The organism is Streptomyces sp. NPDC058662 (assembly GCF_042716255.1).
Taxonomy (GTDB): Bacteria; Actinomycetota; Actinomycetes; order Streptomycetales; family Streptomycetaceae; genus Streptomyces.
The window spans coordinates 50,600-68,863 of sequence record NZ_JBHXRU010000002.1 but is presented as its reverse complement, the minus strand read 5'-3'; the positions used below and the strand labels follow the sequence as shown (position 1 = coordinate 68,863).

Genomic DNA, 18,264 nt, shown 5'->3' with positions numbered 1-18,264 from the left:
AACACAAACTTCTCGCTCGCCGTCTTATTTTGTTAACACCACCCCCCCCCCCCCCCCGGGGGCGTGCGCGCCGGGGGGGGCGGGGGCCCGCCCCCCGGCAACGGCGCCGCACCCGGACACGGCGAATCGGCGCGGCCCACGGCCCAGAGCCCGGGGCCGGTCAGGGCCCCGGAAGCTACTCCCGCCGGTACACCGCCGGCCTCTTCTCGGCGAAAGCCCTCGCCCCCTCCTTCGCATCCGCGGTGTCGAAGACCGGCCACCCCCGCAGCAACTCGGCCGCCAGCCCCTCCGCCTCCGTCATCCCGGCGGTGTCGTACACGGAGGCCTTCACGGCCTCCACCGCCAGCGGCCCGCACGCGTTGATCCGCTCGGCGGTCTCCAGCGCCGCCTCCAGCGCCGTCCCTGTCGGCACCACCCGCCCCACCAGACCGATCCGCGCCGCCTCGTCGGCGGAGTACGGCCGTCCGGTGAGCAGCATCTCCAAGGCGTGCGTACGCGCGATCTGCCGCGGCAGCCGCACCGTGGAGCCGCCGATCGGGAACAGCCCGCGCTTGACCTCGAACAGCCCGAAGGTCGCGCCTTCGCCCGCGACCCGGATGTCGGTGCCCTGCAGGATCTCGGTCCCGCCGGCCACGCAGTACCCCTCCACGGCGGCGATCACCGGCTTGCGCGGCCGGTGGTGGCGCAGCATGGCCTTCCAGTGCAGGTCCGGGTCGGCCTTGAGCCGGTCCCGGTACTGGTCGCCGGCCATGCCCTTGCCGGCCAGGGCCTTGAGGTCCATGCCCGCGCAGAAGTCCCCTCCCGCGCCGGTCAGGACCACGGACCGGACGGTGTCGTCGGCGTCCGCCTCCAGCCACCCGTCGTACAGGCCCACCAGCAGCGGCAGCGAGAGCGCGTTCTTCGCCTCGGGCCTGTTCATGGTGAGCACCAGCGTGGCGCCGTGCCGTTCCACGGTCAGGTGTTCTGTCCCACCCATTGCCGTCCTCCCGTCTCAAGACCTAGAACAGGTTGCAGTAGGGGCGGGTGCAGTTCAATAGTTTCCTGACACTCAGTCAGATTTCTTGGGTGGCGGCCTTCCCACTTGTGTGCGGCGGCGCTGTAATGACCGCCGGAGCGGACCGGCCCCGGGGGCCGGCCGTCGGGAATCTCGGGGTCAGGAGGAACGGTGGAGTACAACCTTGCCGACCTGTTCGAATCGGTCGTGGACGTGGTTCCGGACCGCGAGGCCCTCGTGTACGTGGACCACCCCGGCACCGGCGCCGAGCGCCGCCTCACGTACGCGGAGCTCGACGCGGCGGCGAACCGGATCGCGCACCACCTGCTGGACAGCGGCCTGGAGGCCGGCGAGCACCTGGGACTGCACCTCTACAACGGGATCGAGTACCTGCAGACCGTCCTGGCCTGCCTGAAGGCCCGCCTGGTCCCGGTGAACGTCAACTACCGGTACGTGGAGGAGGAGCTGGTCTACCTCTACAACGACGCCGACCTCGCCGCCCTCGTCTTCGAGGGGGAGTTCACCGGGCGGGTCGCGGCCGCGCTGCCGCAGACGCCGGGACTGCGCCACCTGATCCGCGTCGGGCCGACTCCGGAGGGCGCCCCCGAGCCCGCCCTCGCCCCGGTCGCCTTCGAGGCCGCCGAGGCGGCCGGCTCCCCCGCGCGCGGCTTCGCGCCGCGCAGCCCCGACGACCTGTTCATCATCTATACCGGCGGTACGACCGGCATGCCCAAGGGCGTGATGTGGCGGGCCGAGGACCTCTTCTTCGCGGGCCTGTTCGGCGGCGAGCCGAGCGGCGAGCCGGTGAAGCGGCCCGAGGAACTGGCGGAGCGGGTCGCCGCGCGGGGCGGCGGGCTCACCTTCTTCCCGGCTCCCCCGCTGATGCACGGGACCTCGACACTGACCTCGTTCATCGCCTTCAACTACGGCCAGCGGGTCGTCATCCACCGCAAGTACGCGCCGGAGGAGGTGCTGCGCACCATCGCGAAGGAGAAGGTCTCCAGCGTGTCCCTGGTGGGCGACGCGATGCTCAGGCCCCTGATCGACGCCCTGAACGGGCCGCTCAGCGGGACGGACCTGTCGTCGCTGTTCAGCGTCTCCTCCTCCGGGGCGATCATGTCGGAGACGGTGCGCGCCGAGTTCCAGCGGCTCGTGCCGAACGTCCTGCTGCTGAACAACTTCGGGTCGTCCGAGTCCGGTTCCAACGGCCGGGCGACGGACGACTCCAGCCCGGAGCGGGGCTTCCGACTGGAGGTCAACGACCGTACGCGGGTCGTCGACCCGGTGACGCACGAGCCGGTGGCGGTGGGCGTACCGGGACGGCTCGCGCAGCGCGGGCACGTCCCGCTCGGCTACTACAACGACCCGGCGAAGACCGCCGAGACCTTCTTCCAGAAGGGTGCGGAGCGCTGGGTCCTCCTGGGCGACATGGCGACCGTCGACGAGCGCGGCATCGTCACGGTCCTCGGACGCGGCTCGCAGTGCATCAACACGGGCGGCGAGAAGGTCTACCCCGAGGAGGTCGAGCAGGCGCTGAAGTCCCACCCGGACGTGTACGACGCCCTGGTCGCGGGGGTCCCCGACCCGACCTGGGGCAGCCATGTGGCCGCGGTGGTGCAGGTCCGGCCGGGTGCGCCGGAGCCCACGCTGGACGACATCAGGAGCCATTGCCGCACCAGGCTGGCGGGCTACAAGATCCCGCGCCAGCTCGTCATCGCACCCGCCATCCAGCGCTCACCGAGCGGCAAGGCGGACTACCGCTGGGCGAAGACGGTGGCGACGGAGGCGGACTCCCCGGCGGGCCACGATGCGGCGGGCCACGCGGGGGCGAGCCATGAGGGGGCGGGCCAGGCGGCAGGCCATGAGGCGGCGGGCCTGTAGGCGATCACTCGTTCGAGTCATTGATTTACCGGCCGGAGTCCGGCAATCTACCGAATGATCGTTCGGTTGGCTCACGGCGAGGTGACGGCATGACGGTGTACGCGGACATCCCCGACGAGGGCGAGCGGCTGAGCTCCGACGAGCTGGCCGCGCTCCAGCTCACCCGGTTGCGGACGACCCTGCGCCGTGTGTACGAGCGGGTGCCCTTCTACCGGCAGTCGTTCGAGAAGGCGGGGGTGCACCCGGACGACTGCCGTTCCCTGGCCGACCTCGCGCTGTTCCCCTTCACGACGAAGGCGGATCTCCGCGACCAGTACCCCTTCGGAATGTTCGCCGTGCCGCGCTCCGAGGTGCGCCGGATCCACGCCTCCAGCGGCACCACGGGGCGGCCCACCGTCGTGGGCTACACCGAGCGGGATCTGAGCACCTGGGCCGATGTGGTCGCCCGCTCCCTCCGCGCGGCCGGCGCCCGGCCGGGCCAGATCGTCCACATCTCCTACGGCTACGGGCTGTTCACGGGCGGGCTCGGCGCGCACTACGGTGCCGAGCGGCTCGGATGCACGGTGGTGCCCGCCTCGGGCGGGATGACGGACCGGCAGGTCCGCCTCATCCAGGACTTCCGCCCGGAGGTCATCATGGTCACGCCCTCCTACATGCTGACCCTGCTGGACGAGATGGAGCGACAGGGCATCGACCCGCGCTCCACCTCGCTCAGAACGGGCGTCTTCGGCGCGGAGCCGTGGACGGAGGAGATGCGCCGGGAGATCGAGGAGCGGACCGGGATGGACGCGGTGGACATCTACGGCCTGTCCGAGGTCATGGGGCCGGGCGTGGCGCAGGAGTTCGCCTCGGTCAAGGACGGTCTGCACGTCTGGGAGGACCACTTCTACCCGGAGGTGGTCGATCCGCTGACGGGGGCGGTCCTGCCCGACGGCGAGCACGGCGAGCTGGTGTTCACCTCGCTCACCAAGGAGGCCATGCCCGTCGTCCGGTACCGCACCCGGGATCTGACGCGGCTGCTGCCCGGGACCGCCCGGCCGGCGTTCCGGCGGATCGAGAAGATCACGGGCCGCAGCGACGACATGATCATCCTGCGCGGGGTGAACCTGTACCCCACGCAGATCGAGGAGATCCTCCTGCGCACGGCCGGGCTGGCCCCCCACTTCCAGCTGCGGTTGACCCGGGAGGGCCGGATGGACGCCCTGACCGTACGGGTGGAGGCGCGCCGGGAGGCCGGCGCCGCCGCCCGCGCGGCGGCGGCCGCCTCGGTCGTCCGGGCGGCCAAGGAGGGCATCGGAGTCTCCGTACGCGTCGAGGTGGTCGACCCGGAGACCCTCGAACGGTCGGTGGGGAAGATCAAGCGCTTGGTGGACCTGCGCGGCGCCGGTTAGCTCCCCGCGCCCCCCGCCCGGCCGACGGCCGCACCGCGCGCGGGCGGCTCCGGCGACGGTCGGGCAGAGCCCGACGACGGGGCCAGGAGGGCTTCCGGGCGGGCGAAACCACCCCTTCGGGCCCTCTTCGGGGGTGCGCGCGGGACCCGGGAGATGCGCGGGGGTAGGGCTGGGGATGTGACCTCGATCCTCCGGCGGCTCCACGACCGGCTCCAGGGCTCCCCTGTCGGGCTGGCCTGGAGCCGTGGCCGGGATCTGGAGCTGATGCACCGGGCGATGGGTTTCGCCGCCCTCGGCTTCCTCACCCTGGTGCCCCTGCTGGTGGTCGTCGCGGCCGCCGCCCCGGGCTCCGGCTCGGGCTTCGGCCGGTGGCTCGGCCAGGCCCTCGGGGTGACGGAGTCCTCGCGGGCCCGCGTCGAGATGGTGTTCGGCGCGGCGGACCTGGCGCTGGAACGGACCACCGCGTTCGGCCTGGCCGCCCTGGCCGTCTTCGGCCTGACCTTCGGCGCGGCCGTGCAGACCGGCTACGAGAAGGTCTGGGACGTACCGACCGCCCGCTGGCACACCATGTGGCGGCACGTGGTCTGGCTCGCCCTGCTGGTCTGCTACCTCGCCCTGCTCGTGGAGATCCCCGCCCCGTCGCACGACACGGTCGGCACCGCCCTCGGCACCGCCGGCGACCTGGCGGCCACCTGCCTGTTCTTCTGCGCCTCACAGTGGCTGCTGCTCGGCGGCCGGGTCCGCTGGCGCGCCCTGGTGCCCGGGGCGGTGGCGACCAGCCTCGGGCTGCTGGGCCTGCGCGCCTTCTCCCAACTGGTGTTCTCCCCGCTGATCGCCTCGAACGCTGTCACCTACGGCCCCTTCGGCACCCTCCTGGTCGTCCAGTCCTGGCTGGTGGGCGTCGGCTTCGTGGTCTACGGAGGCGCCCTCGTCGGCCGCCTGCTGCACGAGCACGTCACCCTGCGCCGCCTCCGGCGCTCCGGACTCCTCCCCGCCGAGGGCTCCCCCACCGAGCACTGACCGGCCCGCGGTCCGCACCTTGGCGTGCCGCCCGGCCCGCACCTGCGCGCAGGAGATACCAAACGGCATGTTGACATACCCTCGCCCGGCCTGCGTGAGTGTGGGGGCACACCACGCAGCGCCTGCGCCCCGGCCAACCAGGCCTCCCCGCAGGCCACTTGGGAGGTACGTTGCGCTACAGCCGCGGCCATCGCCGCACCCGTCCGCTCCTGCGCCGCCTCGCGACGGCCGGCGCCGCGCTGCTCGCCGCGACGGCCGCGTTCCCCCAGGCCGCCGCGACGGCCGCGACGGACCGCGAGGGCCCCGGCCCGTCCGGCGGCGGCCTGTCCGCGGTCCTCCGGTACACCGAGAACGGCATCCCGCACATCCTCGCCCGCGACTACGCCCACCTCGGCTTCGGGACGGGCTGGGCCCAGGCCGCCGACCAGGTCTGCGTCCTCGCCGACGGGTTCGTGACCGTGGCGGGCGAGCGCTCGCGCTGGTTCGGGCCCGACGCCGCGACCGACGGCTCGCTCTCCTCCGCCGGCCGCAACCTCTCCAGCGACCTGTACTTCAAGGGCGTCCGGGACTCCGGCACCGTGGAGCGTCTCCTCGCCACCCCCGCGCCGGCCGGGCCGAGCGGGAACCTCAAGGAGCTGATGCGCGGCTGGGCCGCCGGGTACAACGCCTGGCTCGCCCAGAACAAGATCAGCGATCCGGCGTGCAAGGGCGCCGGCTGGGTGCGCCCGGTGACCGCCACCGACGTGGCCGCCCGCGGCTTCGCGGTCTCCGTCCTCGGCGGCCAGGGACGCGGCGTCGACGGCATCACGGCCGCGCAGCCCCCGGCACCGGCCGCCCGTACGGCGGTCCCCGAGACGGTCGATCCGGAGCGGGCCGCCGCGGCCGCCAAGGAGTTCTTCGACACCGCCCGCTACGACAGGGGCTCCAACGCGGTGGCCTTCAACGGCTCGACCACCGCGAACGGCCGCGGCCTGCTGCTCGGGAACCCCCACTACCCGTGGCAGGGCGGCCGCCGGTTCTGGCAGTCGCAGCAGACCATCCCGGGCGAGCTGAACGTCTCCGGCGGCTCCCTGCTGGGCACCACCGTGGTCAACATCGGCTTCAACGAGAAGGTCGCCTGGAGCCACACCGTCGCCACCGGCACACCCGTCAACCTGCACCAGCTCTCCCTCGACCCGGCCGATCCGACGGCCTACCTGGTCGACGGGAAGCCGGAGAGGATGACCCGGAGGGAGGTCACCGTCCCCGTCGCGGGCGGCGATCCGGTCACCCGCACCCAGTGGTGGACGCGCTACGGGCCGGTCGTCTCCCACCTCGGCGCCGGCCTGCCGCTGCCCTGGACCGCCGGCACGGCGTACGCGCTGAACGACCCCAACGCCGCGAACCTGCGCGGTTCCGACACCGCCCTCGCCATGGGCCGGGCGCGTTCGGTCGCCGGGATCAAGGACGCCCTCGAACACACCCAGGGCCTGCCCTGGGTCAACACCGTGGCCGCGGACTCCGCCGGCGGCACCCTCTTCACCCAGTCCCAGGTGCTCCCCCGCATCACCGACGAGCTCGCCGCACGCTGCTCGACCCCGCTCGGCAGGGCCACGTACCCGTCGTCGGGGCTGGCGGTGCTCGACGGTTCGCGCGGCGACTGCGCCATCGGCTCGGACCCGGACGCGGTGCAGCCGGGGGTGTTCGGCCCGGCGAAGGCGCCGACACTGACGGACGCCCCGTACGCCGAGAACTCCAACGACAGCGCCTGGCTCGCCAATTCCGAGCGGCCGCTGACCGGCTACGAGCGGATCTGGGGCAACGTCGGGACCCCGCGCTCGCTGCGCACGCGCGGGGCCCTGGAGGACGTGGCCGCCATGGCCGCGCGGGGCCGACTGACCGTGGCCGACCTGCAACGGCATCAGTTCGCGAACCGGGTCCCGGCCGGCGACCTGGCGGCGGCCGACGCGGCCGCGGCCTGCGCGGCCCTGCCCGGCGGGACGGCCACCGCGGGCAACGGCACGGTGGTCGACGTCTCCGCGGCCTGCGCGGTGCTCGCGGGCTGGGACCGCACGGTCGACAGCTCCAGTCGGGGCGCCCTGCTCTTCGACCGGTTCTGGCGCAAGCTGACGGCGTCGACCCCGCCCGGGGAGCTGTGGCTCGTACCGTTCTCGGCGGCCGATCCGGTCCGTACCCCCCGTACGCTCAACCGGGCGGCTCCCGGCATCGGACGGGCGCTGGCGGACGCGGTGCTGGAGCTGGGGACGGCCACGATCGCGCTGGACGCCCCGCTGGGCGAGCACCAGTTCGTGGTCCGGGGCGGGCAGAGACTGCCCGTGAGCGGGGGCACCGAGGCGCTGGGCGTCTGGAACAAGATCGAGGCGCCGTGGAACGCGGCGGCCGGCGGCTACCCGGAGGTCGCCCACGGCTCCAGCCACATCCAGGCGGTCGGCTGGGACGGCAGCCGCTGCCCGGTGGCGCGCACCCTGCTCACGTACAGCCAGTCGGCGAACCCGAACTCGCCGTACTACGCCGACCAGACGCGGCTGTTCGCCGGGGAGCGCTGGGTCACCTCGCGGTTCTGCGAGCGGGACATCCTCACCTCGCCCCGGCTGAAGGTGGTGTGGCCGCGCGAGCGGCGCTGACCCGACGGGGGCGGGAGGCGCTGACCCGACGGGCACGGGGGCGGGCGGGCCGCCCGCCCCCGTGCCCGTCGTGGCGGCCTGGGGCTCCCGGTCCTCCGGGGGGCACCGCGTTCAGGGGCTGACGGCGAGGAAGATGAACCCCGCGAACAGCACGAGGTGGACGCCGCCCTGGAGCAGGGTGGCGCGGCCCGGGGCGATCGTCAGGGCGTTGATGACGACCGTGAGGGCGAGCAGCACCATGTGGACCGGGCCGAGGCCCAGGGTGAGCGGGCCGGAGAGCCAGATCGAGGCGAGGGCGATGGCGGGAATGGTCAGGCCGATGCTGGCGATGGCGGAGCCGTAGGCCAGGTTGAGGCTGGTCTGGACGCGGTCGCGGCGGGCGGCGCGGACGGCCGCGAGGGTCTCGGGCAGCAGGACGAGCAGGGCGATGATCACGCCGACGACCGCGTTGGGCAGGCCGGCGCTCTCCACACCCGCCTCGATGGTCGGGGAGACGGCCTTGGCATTGCCGACCACGGCGATCAGGGCGACGAGGAGGAGGCCGAGGCTGGTCAGCGCGGCGCGCGAGCTGGGCGGTTCGGCGTGGTCGTCGTCCTCGCCGGCGGCGGCCGATGCCGTCGCCCGGGCGGCTTCCTCACGGTGGCGCTTGGTGTCCACGGGCAGGAAGTAGTCCCGGTGACGGACCGTCTGCACGGCGATGAACAGACCGTAGAGGGCGAGTGAGGCGACGGCCGCGAAGGTCAGCTGGGCGGTGGAGAACTCGGGGCCGGGCTTGCTGGTGGTGAAGGTGGGCAGCACGAGGCTGAGGACGGCGAGCGTGGCGACGGTGGCGAGTGCGGCCCCGGAGCCCTCCGCGTTGAAGACCGCGACCCGGTTGCGCAGGGCGCCGACGAGCAGGGACAGGCCGACGATGCCGTTGCAGGTGATCATGACGGCGGCGAAGACGGTGTCCCTGGCGAGCGAGGAGGTCTTGGCGCCGCCGTCGGCCATCAGAGTGACGATGAGGGCCACTTCGATGACGGTGACGGCGACGGCGAGGACCAGGGAGCCGAAGGGCTCGCCGACCCGGTGGGCCACGACTTCGGCGTGGTGCACCGCTGCCAGGACGGCGCCCGCGAGGCAGAGGGAGACCAGGACCACGGCCCATGAGGGCAGGTCGCGCCCCCAGCTGAAGGCGAGCGCGGCGAGGGCCACCACGGGGACCAGGACGGTCCAGTCGGTCAGGGGTGATCTGTGCGTTGCCGTACTCATATCAGCCAAGTTGCCAGAACCGTCCCCCGAGTGCGGGGCAACGCGCGCCTGTACGGCCGGCCGGCCGGCCGGGCGGTCAACGTACGGCGCCGTCCGGACACCCTGCACCCCGTCACATCGCGCGCTCGTGGCCCTCCCAATAGGGTTCGCGCAGCCGCCGCTTGTACAGCTTGCCGTTCGGATCGCGCGGCATCGTCTCGATGAAGTCGACCGATTTGGGGCGCTTGAAGCCCGCCAGCTGCCGCTCGCAGTGGTGGAGGATCTCCGCCGCCAGCGCGTCGCCCGCGACGAAACCCTCCGCGGGTTCGATGACGGCCTTGACCTCCTCGCCCCATGACGCGTGCGGAATGCCGAACGCGGCGGCGTCGGCGACGGCCGGATGGGCGAGCAGCGCGGACTCGATCTCGGCCGGGTAGATGTTGACCCCGCCCGAGATGATCATGTCGATCTTGCGGTCGCGGAGGAAGAGGTAGCCCTCCTCGTCCAGGACTCCGAGGTCGCCCACGGTGAAGAAGTCCCCGATGCGGTTCTTCCTCGTCTTGCCCTCGTCCTTGTGGTAGCTGAAACCGCCGGTGTTCATCTTGATGTAGACGGTGCCCAGGGCGCCGGCGGGCAGCCGGTTGCCGTCGTCGTCGAAGACGGCGAGCTCACTGATCGGCCAGGCCCTGCCCACCGTGCCCGGCTTCTTGAGCCAGTCCTCGGCCGTGGCGAAGGCGCCCCCGCCCTCGCTCGCCGCGTAGTACTCCTCCACGCACCGGCCCCACCAGTCGATCATCGCCCGCTTGACGTGGTCGGGACAGGGGGCGGCGCCGTGGATGGCGTGCCGCATCGAGGAGACGTCGTACGCGTCCTTCGTCTCCTGCGGGAGCGCGAGGAGGCGGTGGAACTGCGTCGGGACCATGTGCGTGTGCGTGCAGGCGTGGCGGTCGATGAGGCGCAGCATCTCCTGCGGAGTCCACTTGTCCATGAGGACCAGTGGGTGCCCGATGTGCAGGGACGCGCCGGCGAACTGGAGTACGGCCGTGTGGTAGAGCGGGGAGCAGACCAGGTGGACATTGCCGTCGAAGGGCCGGATGCCGAAGATGCCGAGGAACCCGCCCAGGTACGTCTCCTCGGGGAGCTTGCCGGGTAGCGGACGGCGGATCCCGCGCGGGCGGCCGGTGGTGCCGGAGGTGTAGTTCATGACCCAGCCGAGGGTGCGGTCCGCCGGGGGTGTTCCGGGCTGCCCTTCGAGGAGTTCCGCGTACGGGCGGAAGTCCGGGACCGCGCCGACGGCGAAGCGTCCGCGCGGCGGCAGGCCCGCCCCGTCGGCCGCGGCGGTGGCGGCGTCGGCAAAGCGCTCGTGTGCGATGAGGACCTTCGCTCCGGAGTCGGAGACGATCCAGGCGATCTCGGGGCCGACGAGGTGGTGGTTGACCGGGACGAGGTAGAAGCCGGCCTGGGAGGCGGCGAGGTAGGCGGTGACGAACTCGACGCCGTTGGGCAGGACGACGGCGAAGACGTCGCCCTGGCGCAGCCCCGCGGCGCGCAGGCCGTGCACGAGGCGGTTGACGTCGGCGTGCAGTCGTCCGGCGCTCCACTCCTCGCCCTCGGGGGTCACCAGGACGGTGCGCTCGGGGTCGGCGGCGGCCTGCGCCCAGAAGCCGTTGGGCGGATGGTTGGCGGTCATGGGGTCGCGCTCCTCTCGGATCGGTCCTCGCGGGCGGGGCGGGAGGTGGGGGGCGGGAAGCCTGCACGTAGAAGGGGTGGTCCGGGGGCCGAGGGGGCCTGGAGGGGTCAGGAACGTCCGGCGATGCGGGTGATGCGGTCGACGGCTGCCTCGAAACCGCGGGTGAGGTCGTCGAAGACGTCTTGCACACTGCGTTCGCTGTTCATGCGGCCGACGATCTGGCCGACGGGTGTGCCGAGCAGCGGCTGGACCTCGTACTTCTGGATCCGGGAGACGGCCTCGGCCACGAGCAGGCCCTGGAGCGGCATGGGCAGGGCCCCGGGGCCCTCCGGGTCGTCCCAGGCGTCGGTCCACTCGGTGCGCAGCTGGCGGGCGGGCTTGCCGGTGAGCGCGCGGGACCGGACGGTGTCGCCGGACCCCGCGGCCAGCAGCTTCGCGGTGAGGGCGCGGGAGTGGAGGTCGGCTTCGGTGGTGGTGAGCCACAGCGAGCCGAGCCAGGCGCCCTGGGCGCCGAGGGCGAGTCCGGCGGCGATCTGCTCGCCGCTGCCGATGCCGCCCGCGGCGAGGACGGGCAGCGGGGCGACGGCCTCGACGATCTCGGGGACCAGGACCATGGTGGCGATGTCGCCGGTGTGCCCGCCGGCCTCGTACCCCTGGGCGACGACGATGTCGATACCGGCTTCGGCGTGCCGCCGGGCGTGCTTGGCGCTGCCGGCGAGGGCGGCGACGAGGACCCCGTGGTCGTGGGCCCGGCCGATCACGTCGGCGGGCGGGGAACCGAGGGCGTTCGCCAGGAGTTTGATGGGGTAGTCGAAGGCGACGTCGAGCTGGTTGCGGGCGACCTGCTCCATCCAGCCGGTGATCCGCCAGCCGGAGGCCTCGCCCTCGGCGAGCTCGGGCACGTGGTGCTTGGCCAGGGTTTCGCGGACGAACTGCCGGTGCCCCGCCGGGATCATCGCCTCGATGTCGGCCTCGCTGACACCGTCGACGGCTTTCTTGGCGGGCATGACGACATCGAGGCCGTAGGGCTTGCCGTCGGTGTGCGCCTGCATCCAGTCGAGATCGCGTTTGAGGTCGTCGGGCGCGGTGTAGCGGACGGCGCCGAGCACGCCGAACCCGCCCGCACGGGTGATCGCGGCGGCGACCGCCGGGAACGGTGTGAAGCCGAAGATGGCGTGTTCGACTCCCAGTTTCTTGCTCAGCTCCGTCTCCATGGGCGGCAGGATGCCGCAGCCCGGCGGACGAGGGAAGAGATTTTCTGATGCAGTGTCAGATTCTTTGCCACCCGTGTGGTGCGAAGGGTGGGCGACGGGCGGGCAGATACCCCATAGCGTGCGGCGCAGCCACGAAACAGGAGGCCGGACATGGTCGGTACGGGGGACGCCACAAGGACCGACGCCGAACCGCCCCGCACCGAACCGCCCCGCGCCCCAGCCCGACGCGGAGCAGGGGCGGGCGGTACGGGCGCGGGCACAGCGGGCGGTACGGGCGCGGGCGGTAAGGGAGTGAGCGGTACGGGAGTGAGCGGTACGGGCGCGGGCCCGGTCGGAGCCGGTGGTGCGGGTGCGGGCGGCGTCGCCGGGGCGGCCGGCGCCTCGGCACCCGTCGTGGGGCGGCGCCGTGCGGAGGGGCACGGCGTGCGGCGGCAGGGTGCGGGGCGGCGTCGGATCGGGACGGGGCTCCTGGCGCTCGGTGGGGCGCTCCTGCTGAGCGCCGCACTCCCCGGCGCCGCCGGGGCGGGCGGGAACCCGGCCGAGCGGCGCGCCCTCCAGGGCCTGCGGCTCCGCTACGGATCCGCGCGCCAGGCCGGGCTCCTGGAGGAGCACCTCGAAGGCGTCGTGGACGAGGCCCGCCGCTTCCTGAGCCCCTCCCCCGAGCATCCCTACTACGCCGGAGCCGTGGTCCTCGCCGGGCGGGGTCGCACCGTCGCCCTGCACCGGGCCGTGGGCGACGCGGTGCGGTACGCGGACTACGACGGCCGGACCGACCGGGCCCGGGAGTTCCCGACCGCCGAGCGGATTCCGATGGCCGAGGACACGGTCTTCGACCTCGCCTCGCTGACGAAGCTGTTCACCTCGCTGCTGGCCGTGCAGCAGATGGAACGGGGCCTCCTGGAACTGGAGGCACCGGTACGGCGTTACCTGCCGGAGTTCACCGGCGGCGGCAAGGAGCTCATCACGGTCCGTCAGCTGCTCACGCACACCTCCGGACTGCGCTCGTGGGCGCCGTTCTACCAGGAGTCCACCCGCGAGGGGCGGCTGCGCCTCCTGTGGTCGGTGCGACCGCAGGAGACGCCGGGGACCGTGTATCGGTACTCCGATCTGAACCTGATCGCGCTGCAACTGCTCCTGGAACGGATCACCGGTCGCACTTTGGATGTCCTGCTCCACGACGAGATCACTGCTCCACTCGGGATGCACCGCACTCGATACAATCCACCGCTCTCGTGGCGCCGGGTCACCGCCGCCACCGAGGTGCAGCGCCCGCCCTGGTCCGGACTCGACCGCGGGCTGGTGTGGGGCGAGGTGCACGACGAGAACGCGCACGCGCTCGGCGGAGTCGCCGGCCACGCCGGTGTTTTCGGCACCGCCTGGGACCTGGCCGTCCTCGCCCGCACCCTCCTCGACGGCGGGGTCTACGCCGGCCGTCGTATCCTGCGCCCCGCCTCCGTCGAACTGCTCTTCACCGACTACAACACCGCTTTCCCCGGCGACGACCACGGACTCGGCTTCGAGCTCTACCAGCACTGGTACATGGGCGCCATGGCCACCCCGCACTCCGCCGGCCACACCGGCTTCACCGGTACCTCCCTGGTCCTCGACCCCTCCACCGACTCCTTCCTGATCCTCCTCGGCAACTCCGTCCACCCGGTGCGCACCTGGCGTGCCGGGAGCGCGCCCCGGGTAGCGGTCGGCAACCGCTTCGCCCGTGCCGTTCCCGTCCGCACCCGGCACGGCGGCCCGGCCTGGTTCTCCGGCAACACCCCCGGCGGCTCGGGCACCCTCACCCTGCCCCCGATCACCCCCGCCTCCGGCGCGGCCCGGTTGCGCTGCGCCGTGTGGTGGGACACGGTGCCCGGCGAGGGCGCCTTCCACCTGGAGGTCTCGGCCGACGGACAGGCCTGGGAACCGCTGCCGTTCAGCACCGTACGGAGCACGGGCGGCGCCCCCGAGACATGGCCCCGGGGCTGCGCCGGCGGCTGGTCGGGCCGCGTCTGGCACCGCCTGGAAGCCCCCCTGACTCCGGCGTGGGCGGGCCGCGCAACCCACCTGCGCTTCCGGCACACCGCGACCGGCCGCTACGTGGGGCGCGGGGTCTACGTGGACGTCGTACGCGTGGCGGAACCGGCAGGCCTCCTCTTCTCGGACGACCGCCCCTCGGACGCCGCCCGCGTCCACGCCGTCGGCTGGTCCCGGTCGGCGGACTGAAAGGAGACGACGCCCTCACCCCGCCGCCGAACGACCACCACCGGCCCGGGCCCCGGGCCGGTGAAAACCTGGTCGACCGTGGCACCACGGTGAAGGGATCATGGGCGGATGTCGTCGATCGAAGCAGTAGCCAGCGAGCTACAGGACCGCGCCGCCCTCTGGAGCGTGCGCGAGGTCTCCGCCGGCGATGTCGTCAGCGCGGCCTGCGACGCGCTCGTCGCTGGACTCGACAGCCCGGGACTTCGGGTGTTGGCAGCCTGCACCAGCGCCGAGGCGGACTACGACGTGCACGACCTGCTCCCGGTGGCGCTCGACGAACTCGGACTCGACTTCTATCCAGTCGACAGCGACGCCGGCCGGGAAGCCGCCGCGCGAGCGCTCGCACGCCGCATGCTCGCCGGCGAGCTGACACCGTGGGAGCTGACATTCCGTATCCGCCGACGCTACGGACACGACCTGCCCTCGACCCAGCGGCTCGCCGAGCTCGATGACGAGTACGCCTTCCTCGAAGACGACGACAGCGCGGTGGCCCAGGTCAACGCCGAGGTCACGTACGAGGCCCGCCGCCTCGCTGCCGACCCCCACACGCCAACCGAACCCGTCGCACCGGTGCTACCGGAACCACACGCTGGAACAACAGGGTGACACCGTGCGGGCGCCGGGGGTCGGCGGCGAGGCGGGTGGGCCCGTACTCGGTCTGACGTCGCAGGCGTCTCCACCAGGTCGACGAACCCGGTGATCTCCAGCCCGGCCAGCGGTCGGGCTATGTGACGCGGTCGAGGAAGTCCAGTACTCGATCGGTGGCCTGCGTTGCGGCGTGTTCGTCGTGTGACGGCAGGCTGCTGTCGGTGAACAGGTGCCTGTCGCCGGGGTAGAGGAACAGTTCGGCATCCGTCGCCGTCTCGGCGAGTGCCCGGGCTGCCTCCAGGTCCCCTTCCCCGGCGAAGAACGGATCCTCGTCCATGCCGTGAACCTGGACCGGGACGCTGTGAGGCCATGCGCCACCGAACTCGGTGACCGGAACGCACGCCTCCAACAGCAGCGCCCCCTTTGCTCGGGGGCGGGTCTGGGCCAGTTTCTGCGCCGGCAGAACGCCCAGCGAGAACCCGAGGTAGACGAGTTCTGCAGGCAGCCCCTCGGCGGCGGCAATTCCGCGTGCGACGACCGTGCTGATCCCGATGTCCTCGGCATAAGCCATGCCCTCCTCAAGGCTGTCGAATACGCGCCCCTCGTACAGGTCCGGGACGTGGACGGTGTGTCCGGCCCGTCTCAGACGCTCGGCGAACTCGCGGACGCCGACGGTCAGCCCGTACCCGTGGTGGAGAATCAGCACCTCAGCCATGTCACTCCCCTCGTGCGGTGCCCGAGCGGCGCCGCAACGCGAGTATGGCCTGCACTCCGGCGGTCTCCAGGGGCGGCCAACCGTTTCCGCTACGTCCTACTTCTCCGCCGGCTCCCAGGCGCGGAGCAGGTCGAGCAGCCCTGCGTCTCCGTCAACGTGCAAGGAGTCGGCCTGGATCCGGTCGTACAGGTAGAGGACCAGCTCACTGGCCGTGCCGTGGACGGAGGCGCCGGCTGCGTCCGAATCCTCGCCGGTCGCGGCGGGGGGCGCGGGGATGCGGGTGGTGCGTGCGCCGTCGCCGTCGACGGTGAGGCGCCAGGAGCGGCCCTCGGCGGCGTGGAAGTCGAAGACCGTGGGCTTGTGCGGCCAGGCACTAGGCGTTGCGCAGACGGTGAACAGGAACTCCTCCACACCGTCGAGTGCCAGCTCGACCGGCAGCGGCTGCGGGGCGCCCCCGGCGAGCTGGGCGTCGTAGGTGTGCACCGCGGTCTCCTGGACCCGGTGCCGGGCGGTGCCGCCGGCGGTCTGCGGTGACTGCGACGCGGGCCACCACGTCCAGCAACCGCTCTCCGGTCCCGCCGCGCGCAGGGCGCCCAGCAGAAGCTGCGTCGACGCGTCCAGCCAGGCCAGCAGGGCCTCACGCTCCTGCGGCACTTCCAGCGCGGCGCGCGCGGCAGCGGCCTCGGCCGGGGGCGCGTCGGCGGGCCCCGCGCCGACGATGGCGGCCCAGAAGCGGTCTCCCCCGCCCAGGTGCTTCACCAGATCGAACAGCGTCCACCCAGGGCAGGTCTTCACCTGTGCGTCGAGACCGGGCGCGGCGGCGACCACGGCGCGGAAGGCGGTCGACCGTTCATCGATCAGTCGCAACAGGTCGGGGAACTCAAGATTGTTTTCCACGCCGGAGGTCTACACCGTGCTCCGGTGATCGGACAGCGATTTTCACAGCGCGGACACGGGCCAGGTCCTGCTGCTGCTTGGCCGCGTGGGCCCGCGCCGCGTCGGGCAGCGCCTCGGGGGCGCGGGCCTTGACCAGGGCGTAGAACAGGTCCTTGAGGCCAGTGTGCGTGTGGGTGAGCTTGTTGCGGCGCAGTCCGGCTTCGGTGGCCAGCGAGACGATCGTCATTCTGCCGTCGGAGTAGGGCGGTGATCTGGCTGTCGGTGCGGCTGATGTTTCGCGAGGGCCACGATCGGCACGGGGTCCTGATCGCCGCGCACCGCCATGGCGGCGGCCAACAGGCTCGGCGGTACAGCTCCGGCGTCGAGGAGGGCTGGCATCGTAGGGTGAAAGCCCGGTACGCCCGGGAAGGCCGGCAGCTCAGGAGGCACGGATGGCGCGGTACCTGATCTCGTTCGACGACGGTGCGATGGTCCTGTCCGAGGAAGAGTTGCCCGAGGTGGTCGAGGCCTCGGTCGCGGTGGTGCGGGAGGCTCAGGACGCCGGCGTATGGGTCTTCGGCGGTGGAATGGAGAGTCAGCGGGCGAGCGTCGTGGCCGTCGACGGGACTGTTGCCGAGGGTCCGTACCCGGAGACCAAGGCGGTGCTCGGCGGGTTCTCGGTCATCGATGTGCCCACACGCGAGGACGCGCTGGAGTGGGCTGCCAAGATCGCGGCCGCGTGCCGTTGTGCGCAGGAGGTGCGGGAGATTCTGCCCGACCCGATGGCCTGAACCCGAGGCGCCCCGCCCTGCGGCTGAGGCCTGTTCCGTACGCGGCCCGCGACCCGCGAGGTCGGCATGCCGCGGGGTGGGCTGCGGCGGGTTGCCGGTAGTCCGTGGGTCAGGCGGGACCCGGGAGGTGTCGCGGCGCGGACGCGGGCGCGGGCGTGGCGGCGGGCACCGCCCGGGGTGGCGGGGCGAGGGCGGCGTCGAGCATCCGGCGGACGGTGGAGGCGAGTTCGGCGGGATCGGGCGCGGGCAGGGACCGGGCCAGGGCGCCGGCGAGCCGGTCGTAGAGGAGACCGTCCGTCCAGGCGATGAGCAGTTCCGCCGCTTCCTCGGGCCGCTCGGCGCCGAGGGCGGCGAGTGCCTGCGCGGCGCGGGCGCGCGAACCCTGGCCCGCGCGGTGGAAGTCCGTCTCCAGGTCCGGGTTGCGGGCCGCCTCCAGGCTGAGCTCGAAGCGCGCCAGCTGGCGTGCGCGCCCCACCGTGAGCCAGCGGTACAGGAGTTCCGCCAGGGCTGCCGCGGTCGCGTCCCGGTCCGGCGGCACCGGCGCCGGACCGACAGGCGGAACACGTCCCGCACCCCGGACCGCGCCCACATCCGCGCCCGGGCCCGCACCCGGGTCGGCGTCCGCATGCGCACCCGCACCCGGAACGCCCCCCGCACCCGCGCTCCCGCCAGGAACGGATCCCGAACCGGCGCCGTCGTCGAAGTCGGCGAGGTCCAGCTCCGCCAACCGCTGGTAGCACGCGCCGATCAGAGCCGTCCTCGTCCGAAAGTAGTACGAGGTGCTGCCCGCCGGCAGGGCGGCCGCGCCGTCGACGGCCCGGTGGGTCAGGCCCCGCAGTCCCGAGGAGGCCACGAGGGCGATCGCGGTGTCCGCGATGAGCGTCCTGCGGTCGGCGGGCGGCGGCTGCGCGGCAGGGCCGCCAGGCGGGGTGCGGGGAGGGGTGCGGGGAGGGGTGGACATGGCCTCACTCTACAGCTGTAGAGTGAGGCCACGAGA

At 72.8% G+C, this 18,264-nt stretch carries 15 protein-coding genes; 7 read left to right on the top strand and 8 right to left on the bottom strand.

Translation table 11 applies throughout. The annotated features are described in order from the left end of the window. Positions 1-175: 175 nt before the first annotated feature. Positions 176-976, bottom strand: a complete 801-nt coding sequence (locus ACFWUQ_RS01435) for a crotonase/enoyl-CoA hydratase family protein (protein ID WP_384531442.1) — start codon at positions 974-976, stop codon at positions 176-178. Positions 977-1,165: 189 nt separating this feature from the next. Here ACFWUQ_RS01435 and ACFWUQ_RS01430 point away from each other — a divergent pair, with 189 nt between their 5' ends. From ACFWUQ_RS01430 to ACFWUQ_RS01415, 4 genes are all read left to right on the top strand, one after another. Continuing rightward, the gene (locus tag ACFWUQ_RS01430; RefSeq protein ID WP_384531440.1) at positions 1,166-2,875 is read left to right on the top strand and encodes an acyl-CoA synthetase; all 1,710 of its coding nucleotides are present in this window, start codon (positions 1,166-1,168) and stop codon (positions 2,873-2,875) included. A gap of 89 nt (positions 2,876-2,964) precedes the next feature. Further along, the gene (paaK, locus tag ACFWUQ_RS01425; RefSeq protein WP_384531439.1) at positions 2,965-4,266 is read left to right on the top strand and encodes a phenylacetate--CoA ligase PaaK; all 1,302 of its coding nucleotides are present in this window, start codon (positions 2,965-2,967) and stop codon (positions 4,264-4,266) included. 153 nt (positions 4,267-4,419) lie between these two features. After that, on the top strand, positions 4,420-5,286 hold the full coding sequence (locus tag ACFWUQ_RS01420) for a YhjD/YihY/BrkB family envelope integrity protein (protein WP_384531437.1): 867 nt from the start codon (positions 4,420-4,422) through the stop codon (positions 5,284-5,286). Between the two features lie 170 nt (positions 5,287-5,456). Beyond that, positions 5,457-7,910 (top strand): penicillin acylase family protein, encoded by a 2,454-nt coding sequence (locus ACFWUQ_RS01415; RefSeq protein WP_384531435.1) that lies wholly within the window; start codon positions 5,457-5,459, stop codon positions 7,908-7,910. Between the two features lie 111 nt (positions 7,911-8,021). Here ACFWUQ_RS01415 and ACFWUQ_RS01410 read toward each other — a convergent pair whose 3' ends face one another. The 3 genes from ACFWUQ_RS01410 to ACFWUQ_RS01400 form a co-directional block, all read right to left on the bottom strand. Further along, positions 8,022-9,161 carry a calcium:proton antiporter gene (locus ACFWUQ_RS01410; RefSeq protein WP_384531433.1) on the bottom strand — a complete coding sequence of 380 codons (1,140 nt, stop codon included), beginning with the start codon at positions 9,159-9,161 and terminating at the stop codon, positions 8,022-8,024. Between the two features lie 112 nt (positions 9,162-9,273). Beyond that, a complete protein-coding gene (locus ACFWUQ_RS01405; RefSeq protein WP_384531431.1) occupies positions 9,274-10,830 on the bottom strand; it encodes an acyl-CoA synthetase in 1,557 nt (518 codons plus the stop codon). Positions 10,831-10,937: 107 nt separating this feature from the next. Continuing rightward, positions 10,938-12,044, bottom strand: coding sequence for an NAD(P)H-dependent flavin oxidoreductase (locus tag ACFWUQ_RS01400; RefSeq protein WP_384531429.1), 1,107 nt, complete (start codon positions 12,042-12,044; stop codon positions 10,938-10,940). Between the two features lie 393 nt (positions 12,045-12,437). Between ACFWUQ_RS01400 and ACFWUQ_RS01395 the strand changes: the two genes are divergently transcribed. Together ACFWUQ_RS01395 and ACFWUQ_RS01390 are read left to right on the top strand one after the other, a co-directional pair. Further along, complete coding sequence (locus ACFWUQ_RS01395) at positions 12,438-14,258, top strand: serine hydrolase (protein WP_384531640.1); 1,821 nt, start codon at positions 12,438-12,440, stop codon at positions 14,256-14,258. Between the two features lie 108 nt (positions 14,259-14,366). Beyond that, entirely contained in the window at positions 14,367-14,903 is a 537-nt protein-coding gene (locus tag ACFWUQ_RS01390) for a hypothetical protein (RefSeq protein ID WP_384531428.1), read from the top strand. Positions 14,904-15,021: 118 nt separating this feature from the next. Here ACFWUQ_RS01390 and ACFWUQ_RS01385 read toward each other — a convergent pair whose 3' ends face one another. From ACFWUQ_RS01385 to ACFWUQ_RS01375, 3 genes are all read right to left on the bottom strand, one after another. Further along, positions 15,022-15,600 carry a dienelactone hydrolase family protein gene (locus ACFWUQ_RS01385; RefSeq protein ID WP_384531427.1) on the bottom strand — a complete coding sequence of 193 codons (579 nt, stop codon included), beginning with the start codon at positions 15,598-15,600 and terminating at the stop codon, positions 15,022-15,024. 96 nt (positions 15,601-15,696) lie between these two features. Then, positions 15,697-16,497 carry a maleylpyruvate isomerase family mycothiol-dependent enzyme gene (locus tag ACFWUQ_RS01380; protein ID WP_384531426.1) on the bottom strand — a complete coding sequence of 267 codons (801 nt, stop codon included), beginning with the start codon at positions 16,495-16,497 and terminating at the stop codon, positions 15,697-15,699. Beyond that, positions 16,481-16,723 (bottom strand): hypothetical protein, encoded by a 243-nt coding sequence (locus tag ACFWUQ_RS01375; protein WP_384531425.1) that lies wholly within the window; start codon positions 16,721-16,723, stop codon positions 16,481-16,483. The genes ACFWUQ_RS01380 and ACFWUQ_RS01375 overlap by 17 nt, the downstream gene beginning before the upstream one ends. Before the next feature lie 205 nt (positions 16,724-16,928). On the opposite strand from ACFWUQ_RS01375, the gene ACFWUQ_RS01370 reads away from it, so the two are divergent. Further along, positions 16,929-17,267, top strand: coding sequence for a YciI family protein (locus ACFWUQ_RS01370; RefSeq protein WP_384531423.1), 339 nt, complete (start codon positions 16,929-16,931; stop codon positions 17,265-17,267). A 109-nt stretch (positions 17,268-17,376) separates the two neighbouring features. On the opposite strand, the gene ACFWUQ_RS01365 is transcribed toward ACFWUQ_RS01370, so the two are convergent. Then, positions 17,377-18,228: a TetR/AcrR family transcriptional regulator gene (locus ACFWUQ_RS01365; protein ID WP_384531422.1), complete on the bottom strand. Its 852-nt coding sequence runs from the start codon at positions 18,226-18,228 to the stop codon at positions 17,377-17,379. Between the last annotated feature and the right edge of the window lie 36 nt (positions 18,229-18,264).